Annotated in this window: 16 protein-coding genes; 4 read left to right on the top strand and 12 right to left on the bottom strand. The window is 74.9% G+C overall.

Translation table 11 applies throughout. The features are described from left to right. Position 1 precedes the first annotated feature (1 nt). Genes H488_RS25680 through H488_RS25665 form a run of 4 tightly spaced genes read right to left on the bottom strand, consistent with a single transcriptional unit; the run spans position 2 to position 4,813 of the window. Positions 2 to 1,393: a sulfate adenylyltransferase subunit 1 gene (locus H488_RS25680; protein WP_017833016.1), complete on the bottom strand. Its 1,392-nt coding sequence runs from the start codon at positions 1,391 to 1,393 to the stop codon at positions 2 to 4. Positions 1,394 to 1,395: 2 nt separating this feature from the next. Further along, positions 1,396 to 2,328, bottom strand: coding sequence for a sulfate adenylyltransferase subunit CysD (cysD, locus tag H488_RS25675; protein WP_031282790.1), 933 nt, complete (start codon positions 2,326 to 2,328; stop codon positions 1,396 to 1,398). A gap of 26 nt (positions 2,329 to 2,354) precedes the next feature. Then, positions 2,355 to 3,122: a phosphoadenylyl-sulfate reductase gene (locus H488_RS25670; RefSeq protein ID WP_017833014.1), complete on the bottom strand. Its 768-nt coding sequence runs from the start codon at positions 3,120 to 3,122 to the stop codon at positions 2,355 to 2,357. Beyond that, on the bottom strand, positions 3,119 to 4,813 hold the full coding sequence (locus H488_RS25665; RefSeq protein WP_017833013.1) for a nitrite/sulfite reductase: 1,695 nt from the start codon (positions 4,811 to 4,813) through the stop codon (positions 3,119 to 3,121). Before H488_RS25665 ends, H488_RS25670 begins: the two co-directional genes overlap by 4 nt. Before the next feature lie 288 nt (positions 4,814 to 5,101). Here H488_RS25665 and H488_RS25660 point away from each other — a divergent pair, with 288 nt between their 5' ends. Further along, entirely contained in the window at positions 5,102 to 6,571 is a 1,470-nt protein-coding gene (locus H488_RS25660; protein ID WP_017833012.1) for an NCS2 family permease, read from the top strand. Then, positions 6,568 to 6,957 (top strand): YchJ family protein, encoded by a 390-nt coding sequence (locus tag H488_RS25655; RefSeq protein WP_017833011.1) that lies wholly within the window; start codon positions 6,568 to 6,570, stop codon positions 6,955 to 6,957. Before H488_RS25660 ends, H488_RS25655 begins: the two co-directional genes overlap by 4 nt. A 10-nt stretch (positions 6,958 to 6,967) precedes the next feature. Here the strand turns inward: H488_RS25655 and H488_RS25650 are convergent, their stop codons facing one another. The 3 genes from H488_RS25650 to H488_RS25640 form a co-directional block, all read right to left on the bottom strand. After that, complete coding sequence (locus H488_RS25650; RefSeq protein WP_017833010.1) at positions 6,968 to 7,333, bottom strand: VOC family protein; 366 nt, start codon at positions 7,331 to 7,333, stop codon at positions 6,968 to 6,970. A gap of 9 nt (positions 7,334 to 7,342) precedes the next feature. Next, positions 7,343 to 8,227 (bottom strand): SDR family NAD(P)-dependent oxidoreductase, encoded by an 885-nt coding sequence (locus H488_RS25645; RefSeq protein ID WP_017833009.1) that lies wholly within the window; start codon positions 8,225 to 8,227, stop codon positions 7,343 to 7,345. A gap of 111 nt (positions 8,228 to 8,338) precedes the next feature. After that, entirely contained in the window at positions 8,339 to 9,364 is a 1,026-nt protein-coding gene (locus H488_RS25640) for an AraC family transcriptional regulator (RefSeq protein ID WP_031282787.1), read from the bottom strand. A 69-nt stretch (positions 9,365 to 9,433) separates the two neighbouring features. Here H488_RS25640 and H488_RS25635 point away from each other — a divergent pair, with 69 nt between their 5' ends. Both H488_RS25635 and H488_RS25630 read left to right on the top strand, forming a co-directional pair. Continuing rightward, positions 9,434 to 10,981, top strand: a complete 1,548-nt coding sequence (locus H488_RS25635) for a flavin-containing monooxygenase (protein ID WP_017833007.1) — start codon at positions 9,434 to 9,436, stop codon at positions 10,979 to 10,981. Continuing rightward, positions 10,978 to 11,913, top strand: coding sequence for an alpha/beta fold hydrolase (locus tag H488_RS25630; RefSeq protein ID WP_017833006.1), 936 nt, complete (start codon positions 10,978 to 10,980; stop codon positions 11,911 to 11,913). Before H488_RS25635 ends, H488_RS25630 begins: the two co-directional genes overlap by 4 nt. Positions 11,914 to 12,096: 183 nt before the next feature. On the opposite strand, the gene H488_RS25625 is transcribed toward H488_RS25630, so the two are convergent. From H488_RS25625 to H488_RS25605, 5 genes are all read right to left on the bottom strand, one after another. Continuing rightward, positions 12,097 to 12,972: a helix-turn-helix domain-containing protein gene (locus H488_RS25625; RefSeq protein WP_017833005.1), complete on the bottom strand. Its 876-nt coding sequence runs from the start codon at positions 12,970 to 12,972 to the stop codon at positions 12,097 to 12,099. Positions 12,973 to 13,015: 43 nt separating this feature from the next. Beyond that, positions 13,016 to 13,915, bottom strand: coding sequence for a macrolide 2'-phosphotransferase (locus H488_RS25620; protein ID WP_017833004.1), 900 nt, complete (start codon positions 13,913 to 13,915; stop codon positions 13,016 to 13,018). After that, positions 13,905 to 14,804 carry a spermidine synthase gene (locus H488_RS25615; RefSeq protein WP_017833003.1) on the bottom strand — a complete coding sequence of 300 codons (900 nt, stop codon included), beginning with the start codon at positions 14,802 to 14,804 and terminating at the stop codon, positions 13,905 to 13,907. Before H488_RS25615 ends, H488_RS25620 begins: the two co-directional genes overlap by 11 nt. After that, positions 14,801 to 15,151: a GNAT family N-acetyltransferase gene (locus H488_RS36530; RefSeq protein WP_017833002.1), complete on the bottom strand. Its 351-nt coding sequence runs from the start codon at positions 15,149 to 15,151 to the stop codon at positions 14,801 to 14,803. Before H488_RS36530 ends, H488_RS25615 begins: the two co-directional genes overlap by 4 nt. A gap of 188 nt (positions 15,152 to 15,339) precedes the next feature. Beyond that, entirely contained in the window at positions 15,340 to 15,657 is a 318-nt protein-coding gene (locus tag H488_RS25605) for a thiamine-binding protein (RefSeq protein ID WP_017833001.1), read from the bottom strand. Positions 15,658 to 15,692: the final 35 nt, after the last annotated feature.

The raw sequence follows: 15,692 nt of genomic DNA, 5'->3' as shown, positions 1-15,692 counted from the left end.
CTCAGGCGTCCCGCACGAGCCCGGCGGCGAGCGTGTTGCCCGTGGCCGGGTCCACGACCAGGAAGGCGCCGGTGCGCCGCAGCCGGTCGTAGGGGTCGACGGGCAGCGGGGAGGCCAGCCGCAGCCGGACCCGCCCGATGTCGTTGAGCTCGAGAGTGGTGGCGTCCCGCAGCACCAGCTCCTCGAGGTCCAGCCGCCCCTCGAGCTCGACGACCATGGCCTGGACCGTGGCGGCGCCGTGCTTGACGAGCACGCGGGCGCGGGGCTGCAGGGGCCGCTCGCCGAGCCAGGCCACGGAGGCCACGAGGTCCCGGACGGGCTCCGGCAGCTCGTCGTCGGCGCTCGCGACGAGGTCGCCGCGGGCGATGTCGATGTCGTCGGCCAGCCGCAGCGTCACGGACAGCGGCGCCGCGGCCTCCGTGAGCTGCTCGCCGGGCAGGGGCGCTCCGGGGGCGGGTGCGGTGCCCGCCACGTCGATGCCGGTGACCGTGGTGCGCCGGCCCGCGGGCAGGACCACGACCTCGTCCCCGACCGCCACGGTGCCCGAGGCGATCTGGCCCGCGTAGCCGCGGTAGTCCCGCAGCCGCTCGGCGTCCGCGCCCGGGGCCGTGCCGCCCTGGGGGCGGATGACGTACTGGACGGGGAAGCGGAAGGGGCGGGCGGTGCCTCGGCCGGACTCGTCCACCGTGGGCAGCTCCTCGAGCACCCGCAGCAGCGGCCGCCCGGAGTACCAGGGGGTCCGTGCGGAGGGCTCCACCACGTTGTCGCCCTCGAGGGCGGAGACGGGCACCACGTGCACGTCCTCGACACCCAGCCGGGCGGCGATGCCCGTGGCGTCCGCCGCGACCCGGTCGAAGACCTCCTGGTCGTAGTCGACGAGGTCGATCTTGTTCACGGCGACCACCACGTGCGGCACGCGCAGCAGGGACACGACGGCCAGGTGCCGCCGGGTCTGCTCGACCACGCCGTGCCGGGCGTCCACGAGGAGCACGACGGCGTCGGCCGTCGAGGCGCCCGTGACGGTGTTCTTCGTGTACTGCACGTGGCCGGGGCAGTCCGCGAGGATGAAGGAGCGGCGGTCCGTGGCGAAGTAGCGGTAGGCCACGTCGATCGTGATCCCCTGCTCCCGCTCGGCGCGCAGGCCGTCGGTGAGCAGGGCGAGGTCGAGCCGGCCCGTGCCGCCGCCGAAGCCGCGCTCGGCGGAGGTCCGGCCCACGGCCTCGAGCTGGTCGGCGAGGATCGCCTTGGCGTCGTGCAGCAGCCGGCCCACCAGGGTGGACTTGCCGTCGTCGACGGAGCCGGCGGTCGCGAAGCGGAACAGCGAGCCGGGATCGATCGTGGGGACGTGCTCGGCCGCGGGGGCGTGCCCGGTCACGGTGCTGGGGGAAGTCATGTCTAGAAGTACCCGTCCTTCTTGCGGTCCTCCATGGCGGCCTCGGAGATCCTGTCGTCCGCGCGGGTGGCCCCGCGCTCGGTGAGCGTGGACACGGCGACCTCGGCCACCACGTCGGCCACGGTGCGCGCCCCGGAGAGCACGGCGCCGGTGCAGGACATGTCCCCCACGGTGCGGTAGCGCACGGTCTGCCGCTCCACGGCCTCGGCCCCGGCCGGCGCCGAGAACTCGCCCACGGCCATCCACATCCCGTCCCGGCGGAAGACGTCCCGCTCGTGGGCGTAGTAGATGGGCGGCAGCTCGATGTTCTCGCGCTCGATGTAGCGCCAGATGTCCAGCTCGGTCCAGTTGCTGATCGGGAACGCCCGCACGTGCTGGCCGGGGGTGTGCCGGCCGTTGTAGAGGTTCCACAGCTCGGGGCGCTGGTTGCGCGGGTCCCACTGGCCGAACTCGTCGCGCAGGGACAGGATCCGCTCCTTCGCGCGGGCCTTGTCCTCGTCGCGGCGGCCGCCGCCGAACACGGCGTCGAACCGGTGCTCCGCGATGGCGTCCAGCAGTGGGAGGGTCTGCAGCGGGTTGCGGGTGCCGTCGGCGCGCTCGAGCAGCCGGCCGTCGTCGAGGTAGTCCTGCACGCTCGCCACGACCAGCCGCAGGCCGAGCCGCTCCACGGTGCGGTCCCGGAACTCCAGCACCTCCGGGAAGTTGTGGCCCGTGTCCACGTGCAGCACGGGGAAGGGGATCCGGCCGGGCCAGAAGGCCTTGGCGGCCAGGTGCAGCATGACCACCGAGTCCTTGCCGCCGGAGAACAGCATGGCCGGGCGGTCGAACTCCGCCACGACCTCGCGCAGGATGTGGATGGACTCGGCCTCGAGCGCGTCGAGGCTGCTGTGCACGCCGGCCTCCGCGGGGGCCGGGGCGGTGGTGGGGGTGGTCACGTTCGCCTCCGTCGTGGTGGGTGCGCTCACAGGTGGATACCGCACTCGATCTTGTCCTGGCCGGCCCAGCGGCCCGCGCGCGGGTCCTCGCCCGGGGCGGTGGGCCGCGTGCAGGGGGCGCAGCCGATGGAGAGGTAGCCCTCCGCCATCAGCGGGTTCGTCGGCACGCCGTGGTCCTGCGACCACTCGACGAGGTCGTCGAGGCTCCAGCGCACCATGGGGTTGACCTTGACGAGCTTGTGGGTCTCGTCGAAGGTCACCATCGGGGCGTTGGTGCGGGTCCAGGACTCGTCCCGGCGCACGCCGGTGAACCACACCTCGTAGCCCTCCAGGGACTTCTTGAGCGGGGCCACCTTGCGGATCGCGCAGCACAGGCCGGGGTCGCGGGCGAAGAGGTCCTTGCCGTGCTTCTCGTCCTGCTCGGCCACGGTCAGCTCCGGGAGGGCGTCGACCACGGTGATGTCGAGCATGTGCGCCACGGCGTCCCGGGTGCCGATGGTCTCCGGGAAGTGGTAGCCGGTCTCGAGGAACAGCACGTCCACGCCGGGCAGCTGCTCGGCGACGAGGGCCGGGAGCACGGCGTCGGCCATCGAGCAGGCCACGGTGACGCTGCGCAGGTCGAAGTTCTCCGCGACCCAGCGGATGGCCTCCTCCGTGGAGGCCTCCCCCTCGGCCGGGACCCGGCCCTCGGCGTCGAGCTCCGCGTGCAGGGCCGCGGCGCCGGCCGCCGCGAGGTCGCGCAGCTGCTGCTCGTCCCGCAGCGCGGGGCGGGTGCCCGTGTCCGTGCCGGTCATGCCAGTTCACTCTCCTCGACCCGGTGGGTCCACTCGGCAAAGCTCTCGTCCTCGGTGCGCTGGGCCAGGAAGCGCCGGACCAGCCGCTCCACGTAGTCGGCGAGGTCGTCCTGGAACACCTTCAGCCCGCGCACGGTCCGGCCCAGGCCGGCCTCCGCACGGTCGTCCGCGGCGAGCCCGCCGCCCAGGTGGACCTGGTAGCCGGGCTTCTGCCCGCCGTCCTCGGTGGGCAGAAGCTGGCCCTTGAGCCCGATGTCCGCGGTCTGGATGCGGGCGCACGAGTTGGGGCAGCCGTTGACGTGCATCGAGATGGGGTGGGGCAGCTCCACGCCGTCGAGCCGCCGTTCGAGCTCGTCGATGGTGTCCGAGGCGGTCTGCTTGGTCTCGACGATCGCGAGCTTGCAGTACTCGATGCCGGTGCACGCCACGGTCGAGCGGCGGAACGCGGAGGGCCGCGCCTGCAGGTCCAGGGCGTCGAGGTCGGCGACGGCGTTCTCGACGTCGGCCTCCTCGATGTCGAGCAGCACGAGCTTCTGGTGCGGGGTGGTGCGCAGCCGGTCGGAGCCGTACTTCGCCATCACGTCGGCGAGGGCCAGCAGCTTCGCCCCGGAGACGCGGCCCACGCGCGGGGCCACGCCGATGTAGAACCGGCCGTCCTTCTGCCGGTGCACGCCGATGTGGTCGCCGGGGACGGCCGCCTTCTCCGGCGCGGGGCCGTCCGCGAGCGCGTAGCCGAGGTACTCGTCCTGGAGCACCTGCCGGAACTTCTCCGGGCCCCAGTCCTGGACCAGGAACTTCAGCCGGGCGCGGTTGCGCAGCCGCCGGTAGCCGTAGTCGCGGAAGATGCTCGTGACGCCCTTCCACACCTCGGGGGCCTGCTCCTCGGTCACGAACGCGCCGAGGCGCTTGCCGAGGAACGGCACCACGGACAGGGCGCCGCCGACCCACAGGTCGTAGCCGGGGCCGAGCTCGGGGTGGACCACGCCCACGAGGGCGCAGTCGTTGATCTCGTGCACCACGTCCAGGGACGGGTGGCCGGTGATCGCGGTCTTGTACTTGCGCGGCAGGTTGGAGAACTCCGGGGAGCCGATCCAGGTGGACTTGATCCGCTCGATCACCGGGGTGGGGTCGATGATCTCGTCCTCGGCGATCCCGGCGAGCGGGGAGCCCAGGATCACGCGCGGCACGTCCCCGCAGGCCTCGACGGTGTCCAGTCCCGCGTCCTCGAGCCGGCGCCAGATCTCGGGGACGTCCTCCACCCGGATCCAGTGGTACTGGATGTTCTGCCGGTCCGTGATGTCGGCCGAGTCCCGCGCGAAGTCCGCGGAGATCTGCCCGAGCACCCGCAGCTGCTCGCGGGTCAGGGCCCCGCCGTCGAGCCGGACGCGCATCATGAAGTACTCGTCCTCGATCTCGGCGTCGGACAGCGAGCCCGTCCGCCCGCCGTCGATGCCCGGCCGGCGCTGGGTGTAGAGGCCCCACCAGCGGAAGCGCCCGTGCAGGTCCTGGGGGTCGATCGAGGCGAAGCCGTGCTTCGAGTAGACCTCCTCGATCCGGGTGCGCACGTTGAGCCCGTCGTCGGCCTGCTTGAAGACCTCGTTGGGGTTCAGGGGGTCCCGGCCGTCGACCTTCCACTGCCCCTCGGCCTTCGGCTTCCGGGCAGCGCGGGGCGCGCGCGTCGTCTGTGTCATGCGCTCGATTGTTCGCGCGTCCCGCCGGACAGTCACGCCGGTCGTCACAAACCGCCACGAACCGTCGTGACGGGACACAGGGGTGGACACGGGGCCCGGCGTGTGCAAGGACACCGGGCCCGCGACCCGGCGTCGTCCCGGCGGCGTCCCGTCCCGGCGGGGACGGGCCCCGGCGCGCCCGGACGCGGGGAGGTAGTGTCGTCCCGGTGGCACGCCGGTGCCGCCGTCAGCCCGGGAGCGTCCCCTGTGGAGTCGTGCTCCCTCCCGTCGAGTGCCTGAAGGACCGCCATGGCATCCTCCGCTTCCGTCTCCACCGAGACCCCCTCCGGTCCGCCGCGCAACGGCCTGGACCGCTTCTTCAAGATCAGCGAGCGCGGCTCCTCGGTGGCGAGCGAGGTCCGCGGCGGCGTGGCGACGTTCATCGCGATGAGCTACATCGTGGTCCTCAACCCGCTGATCCTCGGCTACGGCCCGGACGGCGCCGGCAACATCCTGGGCGGTGAGCGGGTCGCGGCCGTGACGGCGCTCGTCGCCGGGGTGCTGACCATCCTCATGGGCGTCGTGGCCCGCGCGCCCTTCGCGATCGCCACGGGCCTGGGCGTCAACGCGTTCCTCGCCGTGACGATCGTGACCACCCCGCAGCTCACGTGGCCCCAGGTGATGGGGCTGGTCGTGTGGGCGGGCCTGATCATGTTCGTCCTGGTGCTCACCGGCTTCCGCACCGCCGTGTTCAACGCCGTGCCGGCGTCCCTGAAGACCGCCATCGTGGTGGGGATCGGCCTGTTCATCGCCCTGATCGGCTTCGTGAACGCCGGCTTCGTGCGCCGCATCCCGGACGCCGCCGGCACCACCGTGCCCGTGCAGCTCGGCGACGGCGGGACGCTGCTGGGCTGGCCCATGCTCACGTTCGTGGTCGGCCTGCTCCTGACCGTGGCCCTCATCGTCCGCAACGTCCGCGGCGCGATCCTGATCGCCGTGGTCGCCACCACGATCCTCGCCCACGTGCTCGAGGCGGTCGTCCCGTCCGGCTCCTCCGTGGACGCCCCCACCGGGTGGTCGCTCGTCGTGCCCGCCGCCCCCACCTCCTTCGTGGCGCTGCCGGACCTCTCCCTCGTGGGCTCGGCCGCCCCGCTCGAGGCGTTCCGGAGCCTCGGGGCGCTCGCCGCGGCGCTGCTGATCTTCACGATCCTGCTCTCCATCTTCTTCGACGCGATGGGCACGATGGTCGGGCTCTCCCAGCAGGCCGGGCTCGTGGGCCGCAACGGGCAGATCCAGAACGTGGACAAGATCCTGCTGGTGGACGCCGCCGGCGCGATCGCCGGCGGCGCGGGCTCCGTGTCCTCCAACCAGATCTTCGTGGAGTCCTCCACCGGCATCGCCGACGGCGCCCGCACCGGCCTGGCCAACGTGGTCACCGGCGTGCTGTTCCTGCTCGCCATGTTCATCACCCCGCTGGTCAACGTAGTGCCGTTCGAGGCCGTGGCCCCGGCCATGGTCGTGGTGGGCTTCCTCATGGCCAAGCAGGTCGTGCGCATCGAGTGGGACGACTGGGGCCTGTCCGTGCCGTCCTTCCTGACGTTCGCCGTCATGCCGTTCACCTACTCGATCGCGGACGGCATCGGCGCGGGCTTCGTCTCCTACGTCTTCATCCGCCTCGTGCAGGGCCGCGGCAAGGAGGTCCACCCGCTCATGTACGTGGTGGCGGCGGCCTTCGTGGTGTTCTTCGGCAAGGGCGTGGTCGAGGGCTGGATGGCGTGATCGACGACGACGCCCGCTGCCCCTGCGGCACCGGGGACACCTACGGCGCCTGCTGCGGGCGCTTCCACGGCAGCCGCCCGGCGCCCACGGCCGAGCTGCTGATGCGCTCGCGGTTCAGCGCCTTCGCCGCCGGGGACGATGCCTATCTGCTGGCCACGTGGCACCCGGGCACGCGCCCGGCGTCCGTGGACCTGGACCCCGCGCTGCGCTGGACCCGGCTCGACGTCCACGGGGTGACGGGCGGCGGCCCCTTCGACGACGAGGGGTGGGTGGACTTCACCGCGCACCGGCGCGGCCCGCACGGGGCCCGGGGGGCCCAGCGGGAGAACTCCCGGTTCCGGCGCGAGGACGGCCGGTGGTACTACGTGGACGGCGTGCTCGCCTGAGCCCGCCGGCTCAGTCCTCCTCGAGGTCGGAGAGCACGCAGAACTCGTTGCCCTCCGGGTCGGCCAGCACCACCCAGGTCACCTCGGGCCCCTGGCCCACGTCCACGCGGCGGGCGCCGATGGACTCCAGGCGGGCGACCTCGGAGTCCCGGTCGGTGTCCACGGCGCGCAGGTCGAGGTGCAGCCGGTTCTTGACGGTCCGGGGCTCGGGGACGACCACGAAGTCGAGGTGCGGGCCGCTGCCCTCCGCGGGCACGATGCCCACGAACCCCTCGGCCTCCGCGTGGACGACGTAGCCCAGGGCGGCGCACCAGAAGCGGGCGAGGGTCTCGGGATCGCGGCAGTCGACGACGACGGCGGACAGGGTGCTGGTCATGCGCTCAGCCTAGGCCCGGCGCCGCCGCCCGGGAAGACGCCGCAGGACCCGGGGCGCATGCTTCAGGACCCGGGGCGCGTGCCGCAGGACCGGCCAGTAGGAGCCCGGGAGGACTCGCGCCACGAGGTCCGGCAGCACGGCGCTGGGCGCCACGAGCAGCCGGTTCCGGCGCCGCTCCACCGCCCCCAGGATGTCGGCGGCCGCACGCTCCGCCGGATAGCTGAGCAGCGCCGCGAAGTCCTCCCGGTCCTTCCGCGCCCGCTCCTCCGACACCCCGGCCGGGGTGCGGGCGGTCTCGGCGATCCTGGTCCGGACCCCGCCCGGGTGCACCACGGTGACCCCCACCCGGCCCGCCAGCTCGTGGCGCAGGCCCTCGGAGAACCCGCGCAGGGCGTACTTGCTCGCGGAGTACGCCACCTGCCCGGGCGGGGCGATGAGGCCGAACAGGCTGGAGAGGTTGACCAGGTGGCTGCCGGGGGCGGCGAGCAGGGCGGGCAGCAGCTCGCGGGTGAGCACCACCGGCGCCCGGAAGTTGATGTCCATGAGCCAGTCGAACTCCTCGGCGGAGACCTGCTCGAAGGTCCCGCCCAGGCCCACCCCCGCGTTGTTGACCAGCAGGTCGATCCGCGGGTGCTCGGCCCGGATCCGCTCGGCCACGCCCGGCAGCGCGGACAGCTCGGCGAGGTCGGCCACGACCGTGCGCACCGGCAGGTCCGGGTGCCCCGCGCGGATCGCCCCGGCGACGGTCTCGAGTCCCGCGGCGTCCCGGTCGAGGAGCACCAGGTGGGTGCCGCGGGCGGCGAGGCCGTGGGCCAGCTGCTCGCCGATGCCGGAGGCGGCGCCGGTGAGCACCGCGGTGGCGCCGGCGAAGCGGAAGGGTGCGGACGGGGACACGGGCTGCTCCTGGGGTCGGGGTCGTGGATCGGGGCCTGCTGTCCAGTGTGCGGGCGGGCACCGGTCACCGCTTGACCCACCGCGACAGGAAGTTGACGCGCGGCGACACCGTCAGCAGACCGGGACGCCCCGGCGGCGGACGTCCCGCGGCGGGGCACCCCACCAGCGGCGGGCGCACCGGGTGAGCGCCGAGGACTCCGAGAGCCCCACGAGCCCGGCGATCTGGCCGAGGGGGACGTCGGTGGTGGTGAGCCAGCGCAGGGCCGCGCTGCGCCGGGTCCCGTCCAGGACGGCGCCGAAGGTGGTGCCCTCCTCGGCGAGCCGGCGCTGCAGGGTGCGGGGGTGCAGGTCCAGCACCCGGGCCACGGCCTCGATCTCCGGGGACGCGGTGCCGAGCAGCTGCACCAGCACGCCCCGGACCCGGGGCGCCCACGCGGAGCCGGGCCCGGGGAGCTGGGTGTCCAGGAAGGCGAGCGCCACCTGCCGGACCCCGGCGTCCCCGTGCAGCGGGCGGGCGAGCGTGCTGGTGGGGATCCGCAGGAGGACGTCGGGGCGGCCGGTGCGCACGGGTGCCCCGAAGAACTCCTCGTAGACCCGCAGCGGCGCCGCCGGCCGGTGGGCCAGCTCGACCGTGCGCAGCCCGTAGCGGCCCCCCACCAGGGAGCTCAGGGCCCGGTGCAGCAGGCCCAGGCCCAGGTCGGTGCCCTGCGGGCTGCCGCGCCCGGGGTCCCGGGCGGTCGCGGCGGAGCCGCCGTAGCGCACCGCCGTCACCCCGCGGGCCCGGTAGGGGTCCGGCACCAGCGCCAGCTCGAGGGACGGGGCGTGGACGAAGAGGTAGCGGGAGGTGCACTCGAGGGCGTCGCGCACCGTCTCCGAGTGGCGGGCGGCGAGCGCGAGGGGGCCGAGCACGCCCGGGTCCTGCCGGGCGGCGACCCGCAGCCCCAGGTCGGGGCAGTCCAGCTCCCGGGCGGCGGTCTCCAGCACCCGCGCGACGGCCCGCTCGGGGACCAGGAGGTCGTCGGTGTCCAGGGCCGACCGGGGCAGGCCGGCGGCGTCGGCCAGGGCCTCGGCGTTCCCGCCGAGCTCCGCGACCGCGGCGCGGAAGCCGCGCAGACCTGCGGACCGGATGACCGTCATGTCGCCCAGGGTCAAGCAATCGTCGCGTAGCGTCAAGTCCTGGCGGGCGCGCCGGGCGATCCTGGAAGCATGCGAGCACCTTCCACCGCCAGCGAGCCGCCCCGCGAGATCCCCGGCGGCACCGACCACCGGGACGTCGTCGTCGTCGGAGCCGGCCTGTCCGGCATCGGCGCGGCCTACCGCCTGCAGACCGAGCGCCCCGAGCTGTCCTACGCCGTGCTGGAGGCCCGGGACGACCTCGGCGGGACCTGGGACCTGTTCCGCTACCCGGGCGTGCGCTCCGACTCGGACATGTTCACGCTCGGCTACTCCTTCAAGCCGTGGCGGGACCCGCAGTCGCTCGCGGACGGCCCGTCGATCCTCGCGTACATCCACGAGACGGCGGAGCAGTTCGGCATCGACCGGCACCTCCGCCTCCGCACCCGGGTGGTCTCGGCCGACTGGTCCGGCGCCGAGCAGCGCTGGAGCCTGGGCCTCGAGGTGCGGGACGAGGACGGTGCCGTCCACCGGCGCAGCATGACGTGCTCGTTCCTGTACTCGTGCGCCGGCTACTACGACTACGACCGCGGCCACGACGCCGCGCTGCCCGGCCTGGAGGACTTCGGCGGCCGGGTGGTGCACCCGCAGTTCTGGCCCGAGGACCTGGACTGGACGGGCCGGCGCGTGCTGGTGGTCGGCAGCGGCGCCACCGCCGTGACCCTCGTGCCGGCCATGGCGCGGACCGCCGCGGGCGTGACCATGCTGCAGCGCTCCCCCACGTGGATCAGCGCCGTGCCCGGCCGGGACAGGCGGGCCGACGCGCTGCGCCGGCTCCTGCCCGCGGGGCTCGCCCACCGGGTCATCCGCGCCAAGAACATCCTGTTCAGCATGGCCGTGTACCAGTTCTGCCGCCGCCGCCCGGCCGCGGCCCGGGCGTTCTTCACGTCCCGGGCCGCGCGCATCCTCGGCTCCGAGGAGCTCGTGGCCGAGCACTTCACGCCGTCCTACGACCCCTGGGACCAGCGGTTGTGCGCCGTTCCGGACGCGGACCTGTTCAAGGCGCTGAAGCGGGGGCGGGCCGACGTGGTCACTGGCACGATCGACACGTTCGTGCCCGAGGGGGTGCGGCTGAGCGGGGGCCGGGTCATCGAGGCCGACCTCGTGGTCACCGCCACGGGCCTGCGGCTGCTCCCCTTCGGCGGGATCGTCCTGACCGTGGACGGGACGCCGGTGGAGCTCTCCGAGCAGTTCGTGTGGAACGGGGCGATGCTGACCGGCGTGCCGAACTTCGCGCTGTGCATCGGCTACACCAACGCGTCCTGGACCCTGCGCGCGGACCTCACCCACCGGCTGGTGTGCAGGGTGCTGCGGCACCTGGAGCGCCACGACGCCGGGGCCGTGGTGCCGCGCGCCCCCCGGGGCATGGCCGAGCAGCCGCTGCTGGACCTCAGCTCCGGCTACGTCCGGCGCGCGATCGGCGCCTTCCCGCGCCAGGGCGACCGGCACCCGTGGCGGGTGCGGCAGAACTACCTGCTGGACTCCGCGACCACCCTGCGCACTCCGCTCTCCCGCACCCTCGACCTGATCCCCCGCACCGCGGCCCGCCGCGGCGCCCGCCCGCAGGAGGCCCACGCATGACCGACCGGCACGCCCCCGTCCCCGCCGCGGACTCCCCCGCCGGCACCCCGGAGGCCACGACGACGACGGTGGAGGTCGCCGGCCGGCCCGTGCGCATCCGCCGCTCCGGGCCCGCGCAGGCGCCGCCGGTCGTGCTGCTGCACGGCATCGGCCGGAGCCTCGAGGACTGGTCGGCCGCCCACGACCTGCTGGCGCGGGACCACTGCGTGCTGAGCACGGACCTCCCCGGCTTCGGGCTCACCCCCGCCGGCGCGGACCGGCCGGGGCTCGGGACGTTCGCCCGCGCCGTGGTCGGCGTGCTCGACGCGCTCGGCGAGCAGCGGCCGGTGCACCTCATGGGCAACTCCCTGGGCGGCGCCGTGGCCATGACCGTGGCCGCCGAGCACCCCGGGCGGGTCGCGGGGCTGCTGCTCGCCAACAGCGCCGGGTTCGGCCGGGAGGCCAACGTCTCCCCCCTGCCCATGGTGTGGGCGGGGCTGTCCCGGCTGCCCGTGGTGGGCCGCCGGTTCCGGCCGCTGGCGCGGGCCGCCGCGGTGCGGTCGAACCAGAACTGCTTCTTCGACCCGGCCCTGGCCACCCCGGAGCTGCTGCGGCACGCGGCGCGGGTGGGCGCCCAGCCGGACTTCCGGGCCACGTTCCTGGGCACCTACCGGAGCATCGGGCTGCCGGTGATCGGCGTCCTGCCCGGCTGGCGGAGGGCCCTGCTGGAGAAGGTGCGGGCCTCGGGCCTGCCCGTGCTCGTGGTGTGGGGCGAGGCCGACGCCGTGCTGCCGGCCCACCACGCCGAGGCCGCGGCCGCCGCCCTGCCCGGCGCCCGGCTGCACGTCTTCCCGGACACCGGGCACATGCCGCAGATCGAGCGCACCCAGGAGCTGGTGGAGCTGGCCCGGGAGTTCGTGGCGTCGGTCGAGGCCTCGCGCGCCTCCCGCTGATCCCCGAGCCCACCGGAACGCCGCCGCGGGGTCGCCTCCGCGCCCAGCACACGCGGCGGGTCGCGTTCCGACACTCAGCACACGCGGCGGGTCGCGTTCCGACGTTCAGCGCGGCATGTTCTCGCCGATGGCGACCCCTCGGGCAACAGGGGCGCGACGACGTGCACGTGCCGCAGCCGCGGATCAGCGCTCGGGGACGGCGGCGTGCCGGTCGGCCGCCCAGGATCCGAGCAGCCGGAGCCGCTCGGCCGAGGGCGAGCCCGGTTCGGCGGTGTAGATCATCAGCACCTGTCCGGGCTCGGCGGTGACGGCCAGCTCCTCGTAGGCCAGCGTCAGCTCCCCCACCACCGGGTGGCGGAAGCGCTTGGTGCCGGTGCCGTGGGTGCGCACGTCGTGGGCGGCCCACAGGGTGCGGAAGGTCTCGCTGCGGGTGGACAGCTCCCCGACCAGGTCCTGCATCGCCCGGTCGTGCGGGTCGCGGCCGGCCTCGGCGCGCATGATCGCCACGCACATGCCCGCGAACACCTCCCAGTCCGGGTAGAACTCCCGGGAGGCCGGATCCAGGAACTGGAACCGGGCCAGGTTGGGGGTGCGTCCGCCGTCCCCGAGCAGCGGGGCGTAGAAGGCGCGCCCCAGGGCGTTGGTGGCCAGCAGGTCCTGGTGCTGGTTCCGCACGAACGCCACCCCGCCGGTGATCGCCTCCAGCGCCCACTGCAGCCCCGGCCGGGAGCTCGCCTGCCGCGACGCCCGGCGGCGCGGGCGCCGTGCGGCGGACACGCCGTCGGCCGCCCGCGCCAGGTCGAGCAGGTGCGCCCGCTCGGTCTCGTCCAGGCCCAGGGCGGCGGCGACCGCCTCCAGCACCGAGGCCGAGGCCCCGGCGACCGCCCCGCGCTCGAGCTTGGCGTAGTACTCCACGCTCACCCCGGCCAGGGTCGCCACCTCGGAGCGGCGCAGCCCCGGCACCCGGCGGTTGCCCCCGGCCGGCAGACCGGCCTGGGCCGGGGTGAGCTTGGCCCGGCGCGAGACGAGGAAGTCGCGGACCTCGGTGCGGTTGTCCATCCCGCCAGGATAGGGCGCGGCCGGACAAAGGAGCGTGGGGGCCTCAGGGGCGCAGCTGTGCGGCGGCGGCCGCGCGGTGGCCCGGTTCCCCGGACGCCAGGGCGAAGAGGGCGTAGTTGAGGGGTCCTGCGGCCACGAGGGCCTCGCAGCGGTCGGCGAGGCGGGGTTCGTGGCGGCCGGTGAGCTCCTCGTAGGCGCGGACGGTCGCCGCGAAGGACTCGGGCGGGGCGATGAGGTGCTGGTACATGAGGTCCAGGGCCGGGTCGCCGACGCCGGCCGTCGTCCAGTCCAGGACGGACAGGATGCGGCTGCTGTCGTCGAGCAGCAGGTGGGCGGGATAGAGCTCGCCGTGCGTGAGGACGGTGCGGCGCGGCCACAGCCCGTCGTCGTCGAGCCAGGCCCGCCACCGGGCCGCGAGCTCCGCGGCGACGTCGAACTCCCCGAGCACCCGCTCGAGGTCGGCCGCCCACCGCCGGCGCACCTGCTCGGGGGTCTCGGCGGAGACCCCCGCCGCCGCGGCGGCGGCGGGGTCGAGGCGGTGGAGGGACGCGACGACCTCCGCCAGGGACCGGGCGTGCTCCGGGGAGGCGGTGTCGTAGTGCCAGACCGGCTGCCCCGCGGCGTCGAGGGTGAGACCGGGCCGGCCGGGCAGCAGCGGATAGGCGACGAGCTCCGGGCCCGCGATCCGCCAGTCGGGCACCGCGACCGGGAGCCGCGGGCGCACGAAGTCCAGGATCCGCAGCTCGTCGGCCACCTTCGCCGCGACGTCGGGGCGGCGCGGGATCCGCAGCACCCACTGCTCGCCGGTCCCGGAGGCGGCGGCGAACGCCACCCGGTAGTCCAGACCCGCCTCCTCGAACCGGACGGTCCCCGGTTCCAGGTCCAGGCCGTGCCGCCGGGCGAGGCCGCGCACGTCCTGCTCGGTCGCGGACTCAGGCGCCATCGCGCGCCCCCTCGGCGACCGGGTCGTGGCGCGGCGGGGTGCCGCCCACGAAGGAGCGCACCCACGCCTCGTCCTTGTACTGGGCGGGCACCGCGCCGCCGAGCAGCTCCCGGCCGAGCGCGGCCGCCCCGGGCGAGCCCTCCAGCGGCAGCGGGGCGGAGGAGGCGGCCAGCACGATGTTGCCGTAGCGGCGGCCCTTGAGCATCGCCGGGTCCGCCACGGCGGCGACGTGCTCGAACACCTCGGACAGCGCGGCGAGCTCGGCGCGCGCCCCGGCGAGGTCCCGGGTGTCGCCGCAGTTGAGCACGTACAGCCCGCCGGGGGCCAGGACGCGCCGCACGTGCCGGGCGAACTCCACCGTGGTGAGCGGCTCGGGGGTCACGGCCCCGGCGAAGACGTCGCGGACCACGACGTCCCGGGTGGCCGGGCTCAGCGACTCCGTGACGGCGCGGGCCTCCCCCACCCGGATCCGCAGCAGAGGGGCGCGCGGGAGGTCGAACCACTCCCGGACCAGCTCGGCGAGCCGCCCGTCGAGCTCGACGACGACCTGCCGCGCGGCCGGGTGCGCGTGGGCGAGGTAGCGGGCGAGCGAGCAGGCGCCGCCGCCGAGGTGCAGCACCCGCAGCCGCTCCGGATCCGGGTGGGCGGCGAGGTGGGCGTCCACGACCGCGGCGATCCAGCGCATGTACTCGAAGTCCAGCCGCTCGGGGTGCTCCGGGTCCACGTGGGAGGAGGGGACGCCGTTGACGTGCAGCACCCAGGAGCCGGGGGCGTAGGCGTCCGGGACGAGCTCGGCGGTGCCGGTCGAGATCTCGTAGCTCCCGGCCGCGGGGCCGGTGGGCCCGGCGGGCGCCGGCGCCGTGCGCGAGCGGCGGGACGCCCGGCTCACGCGGTCCCCGTCCGCAGCATGCGGTGCATGCGCTGCCCGGTCCAGGGCCCGCCGGCGGGGAAGGACTCGGCCAGGGCCCGGAAGCCGTGCCTGGCGTAGAAGCGCTCCGCGCGGGCGTTGCCGTCCATGATCCACAGGTACGCGTCCGCGGAGCCGATCGCGGCCTCCTGCAGGGCAGCGCCGAGGCCCGTGCCGTGGGCGGCCCGCAGCACGTAGAGCTGGAACAGCTGCAGCGGGACGAGCGGGGCGGGCACCCCGGCCCGCCCCTCCCACGCGGCGGGGGCCGGGCCGGCGGAGACCAGCCCGAGGGCGGCCCCGTCGTCGTCGACCGCGAGGAGGGTGCGCACGTGCGGGTCCGCGAGGAGGGCGAGGTCGTAGCCGGCGGTGCGCTCGGCCGCGGCCTGCTGCCGGTCGGCGAAGGCGTCCCCGAAGAGCGGACGGTAGGTCTCGTCGAGGCAGCGCAGGTGCAGGGCGGACCAGACCCCGGCGTCGGACGGTCCTGCGGTCCGCAGGCGGACCGCCGCGGGGGCAGCGCTCAGGACTCTATGGCCTGCCGCTGGATCGCGGCCTCGAGGCGCTCGACCTTGCCCTGCAGCTCACCGGTGTGGCCGGGGCGGATGTCGGCCTTGAGCACGAGCGAGACCCGGGGCCCGTAGCGGCCCACGGCCTCGGTGGCGCGCTTGACGACGTCCATGACCTCGTCCCACTCGCCCTCGATCGTGGTGAACATGGCGTCGGTCTCGTGCGGCAGTCCGGACTCGCGGACCACGCGGACGGCGGCGGCGACGGCGTCGTGGACGGAACCGCTCGGGTTCTCGCCGCCGGACGGGGAGACGGAGAAGGCAACCAGCATGCCCCCATCCTCCCACCCGGCGGCGTCCGGGTGAA

The organism is Kocuria sp. UCD-OTCP (assembly GCF_000349605.1).
Classification (GTDB): Bacteria; Actinomycetota; Actinomycetes; order Actinomycetales; family Micrococcaceae; genus Kocuria; species Kocuria rosea.
This window is presented reverse-complemented; position numbering and strand designations above follow the sequence as displayed.

What these genes read in the sequence shown, in the direction of transcription:
- H488_RS25660 (WP_017833012.1), top strand. Translation starts at nt 5,102, where the DNA reads ATGGCATCCTCCGCTTCCGTCTCCACCGAGACCCCCTCCGGTCCGCCG.
- H488_RS25640 (WP_031282787.1), bottom strand. Translation starts at nt 9,364, where the DNA reads ATGACGGTCATCCGGTCCGCAGGTCTGCGCGGCTTCCGCGCCGCGGTC.
- H488_RS25620 (WP_017833004.1), bottom strand. Translation starts at nt 13,915, where the DNA reads ATGGCGCCTGAGTCCGCGACCGAGCAGGACGTGCGCGGCCTCGCCCGG.
- H488_RS25650 (WP_017833010.1), bottom strand. Translation starts at nt 7,333, where the DNA reads ATGACCAGCACCCTGTCCGCCGTCGTCGTCGACTGCCGCGATCCCGAG.
- H488_RS25680 (WP_017833016.1), bottom strand. Translation starts at nt 1,393, where the DNA reads ATGACTTCCCCCAGCACCGTGACCGGGCACGCCCCCGCGGCCGAGCAC.
- H488_RS25635 (WP_017833007.1), top strand. Translation starts at nt 9,434, where the DNA reads ATGCGAGCACCTTCCACCGCCAGCGAGCCGCCCCGCGAGATCCCCGGC.
- H488_RS25605 (WP_017833001.1), bottom strand. Translation starts at nt 15,657, where the DNA reads ATGCTGGTTGCCTTCTCCGTCTCCCCGTCCGGCGGCGAGAACCCGAGC.
- H488_RS25630 (WP_017833006.1), top strand. Translation starts at nt 10,978, where the DNA reads ATGACCGACCGGCACGCCCCCGTCCCCGCCGCGGACTCCCCCGCCGGC.
- H488_RS25625 (WP_017833005.1), bottom strand. Translation starts at nt 12,972, where the DNA reads ATGGACAACCGCACCGAGGTCCGCGACTTCCTCGTCTCGCGCCGGGCC.
- H488_RS25665 (WP_017833013.1), bottom strand. Translation starts at nt 4,813, where the DNA reads ATGACACAGACGACGCGCGCGCCCCGCGCTGCCCGGAAGCCGAAGGCC.
- H488_RS25670 (WP_017833014.1), bottom strand. Translation starts at nt 3,122, where the DNA reads ATGACCGGCACGGACACGGGCACCCGCCCCGCGCTGCGGGACGAGCAG.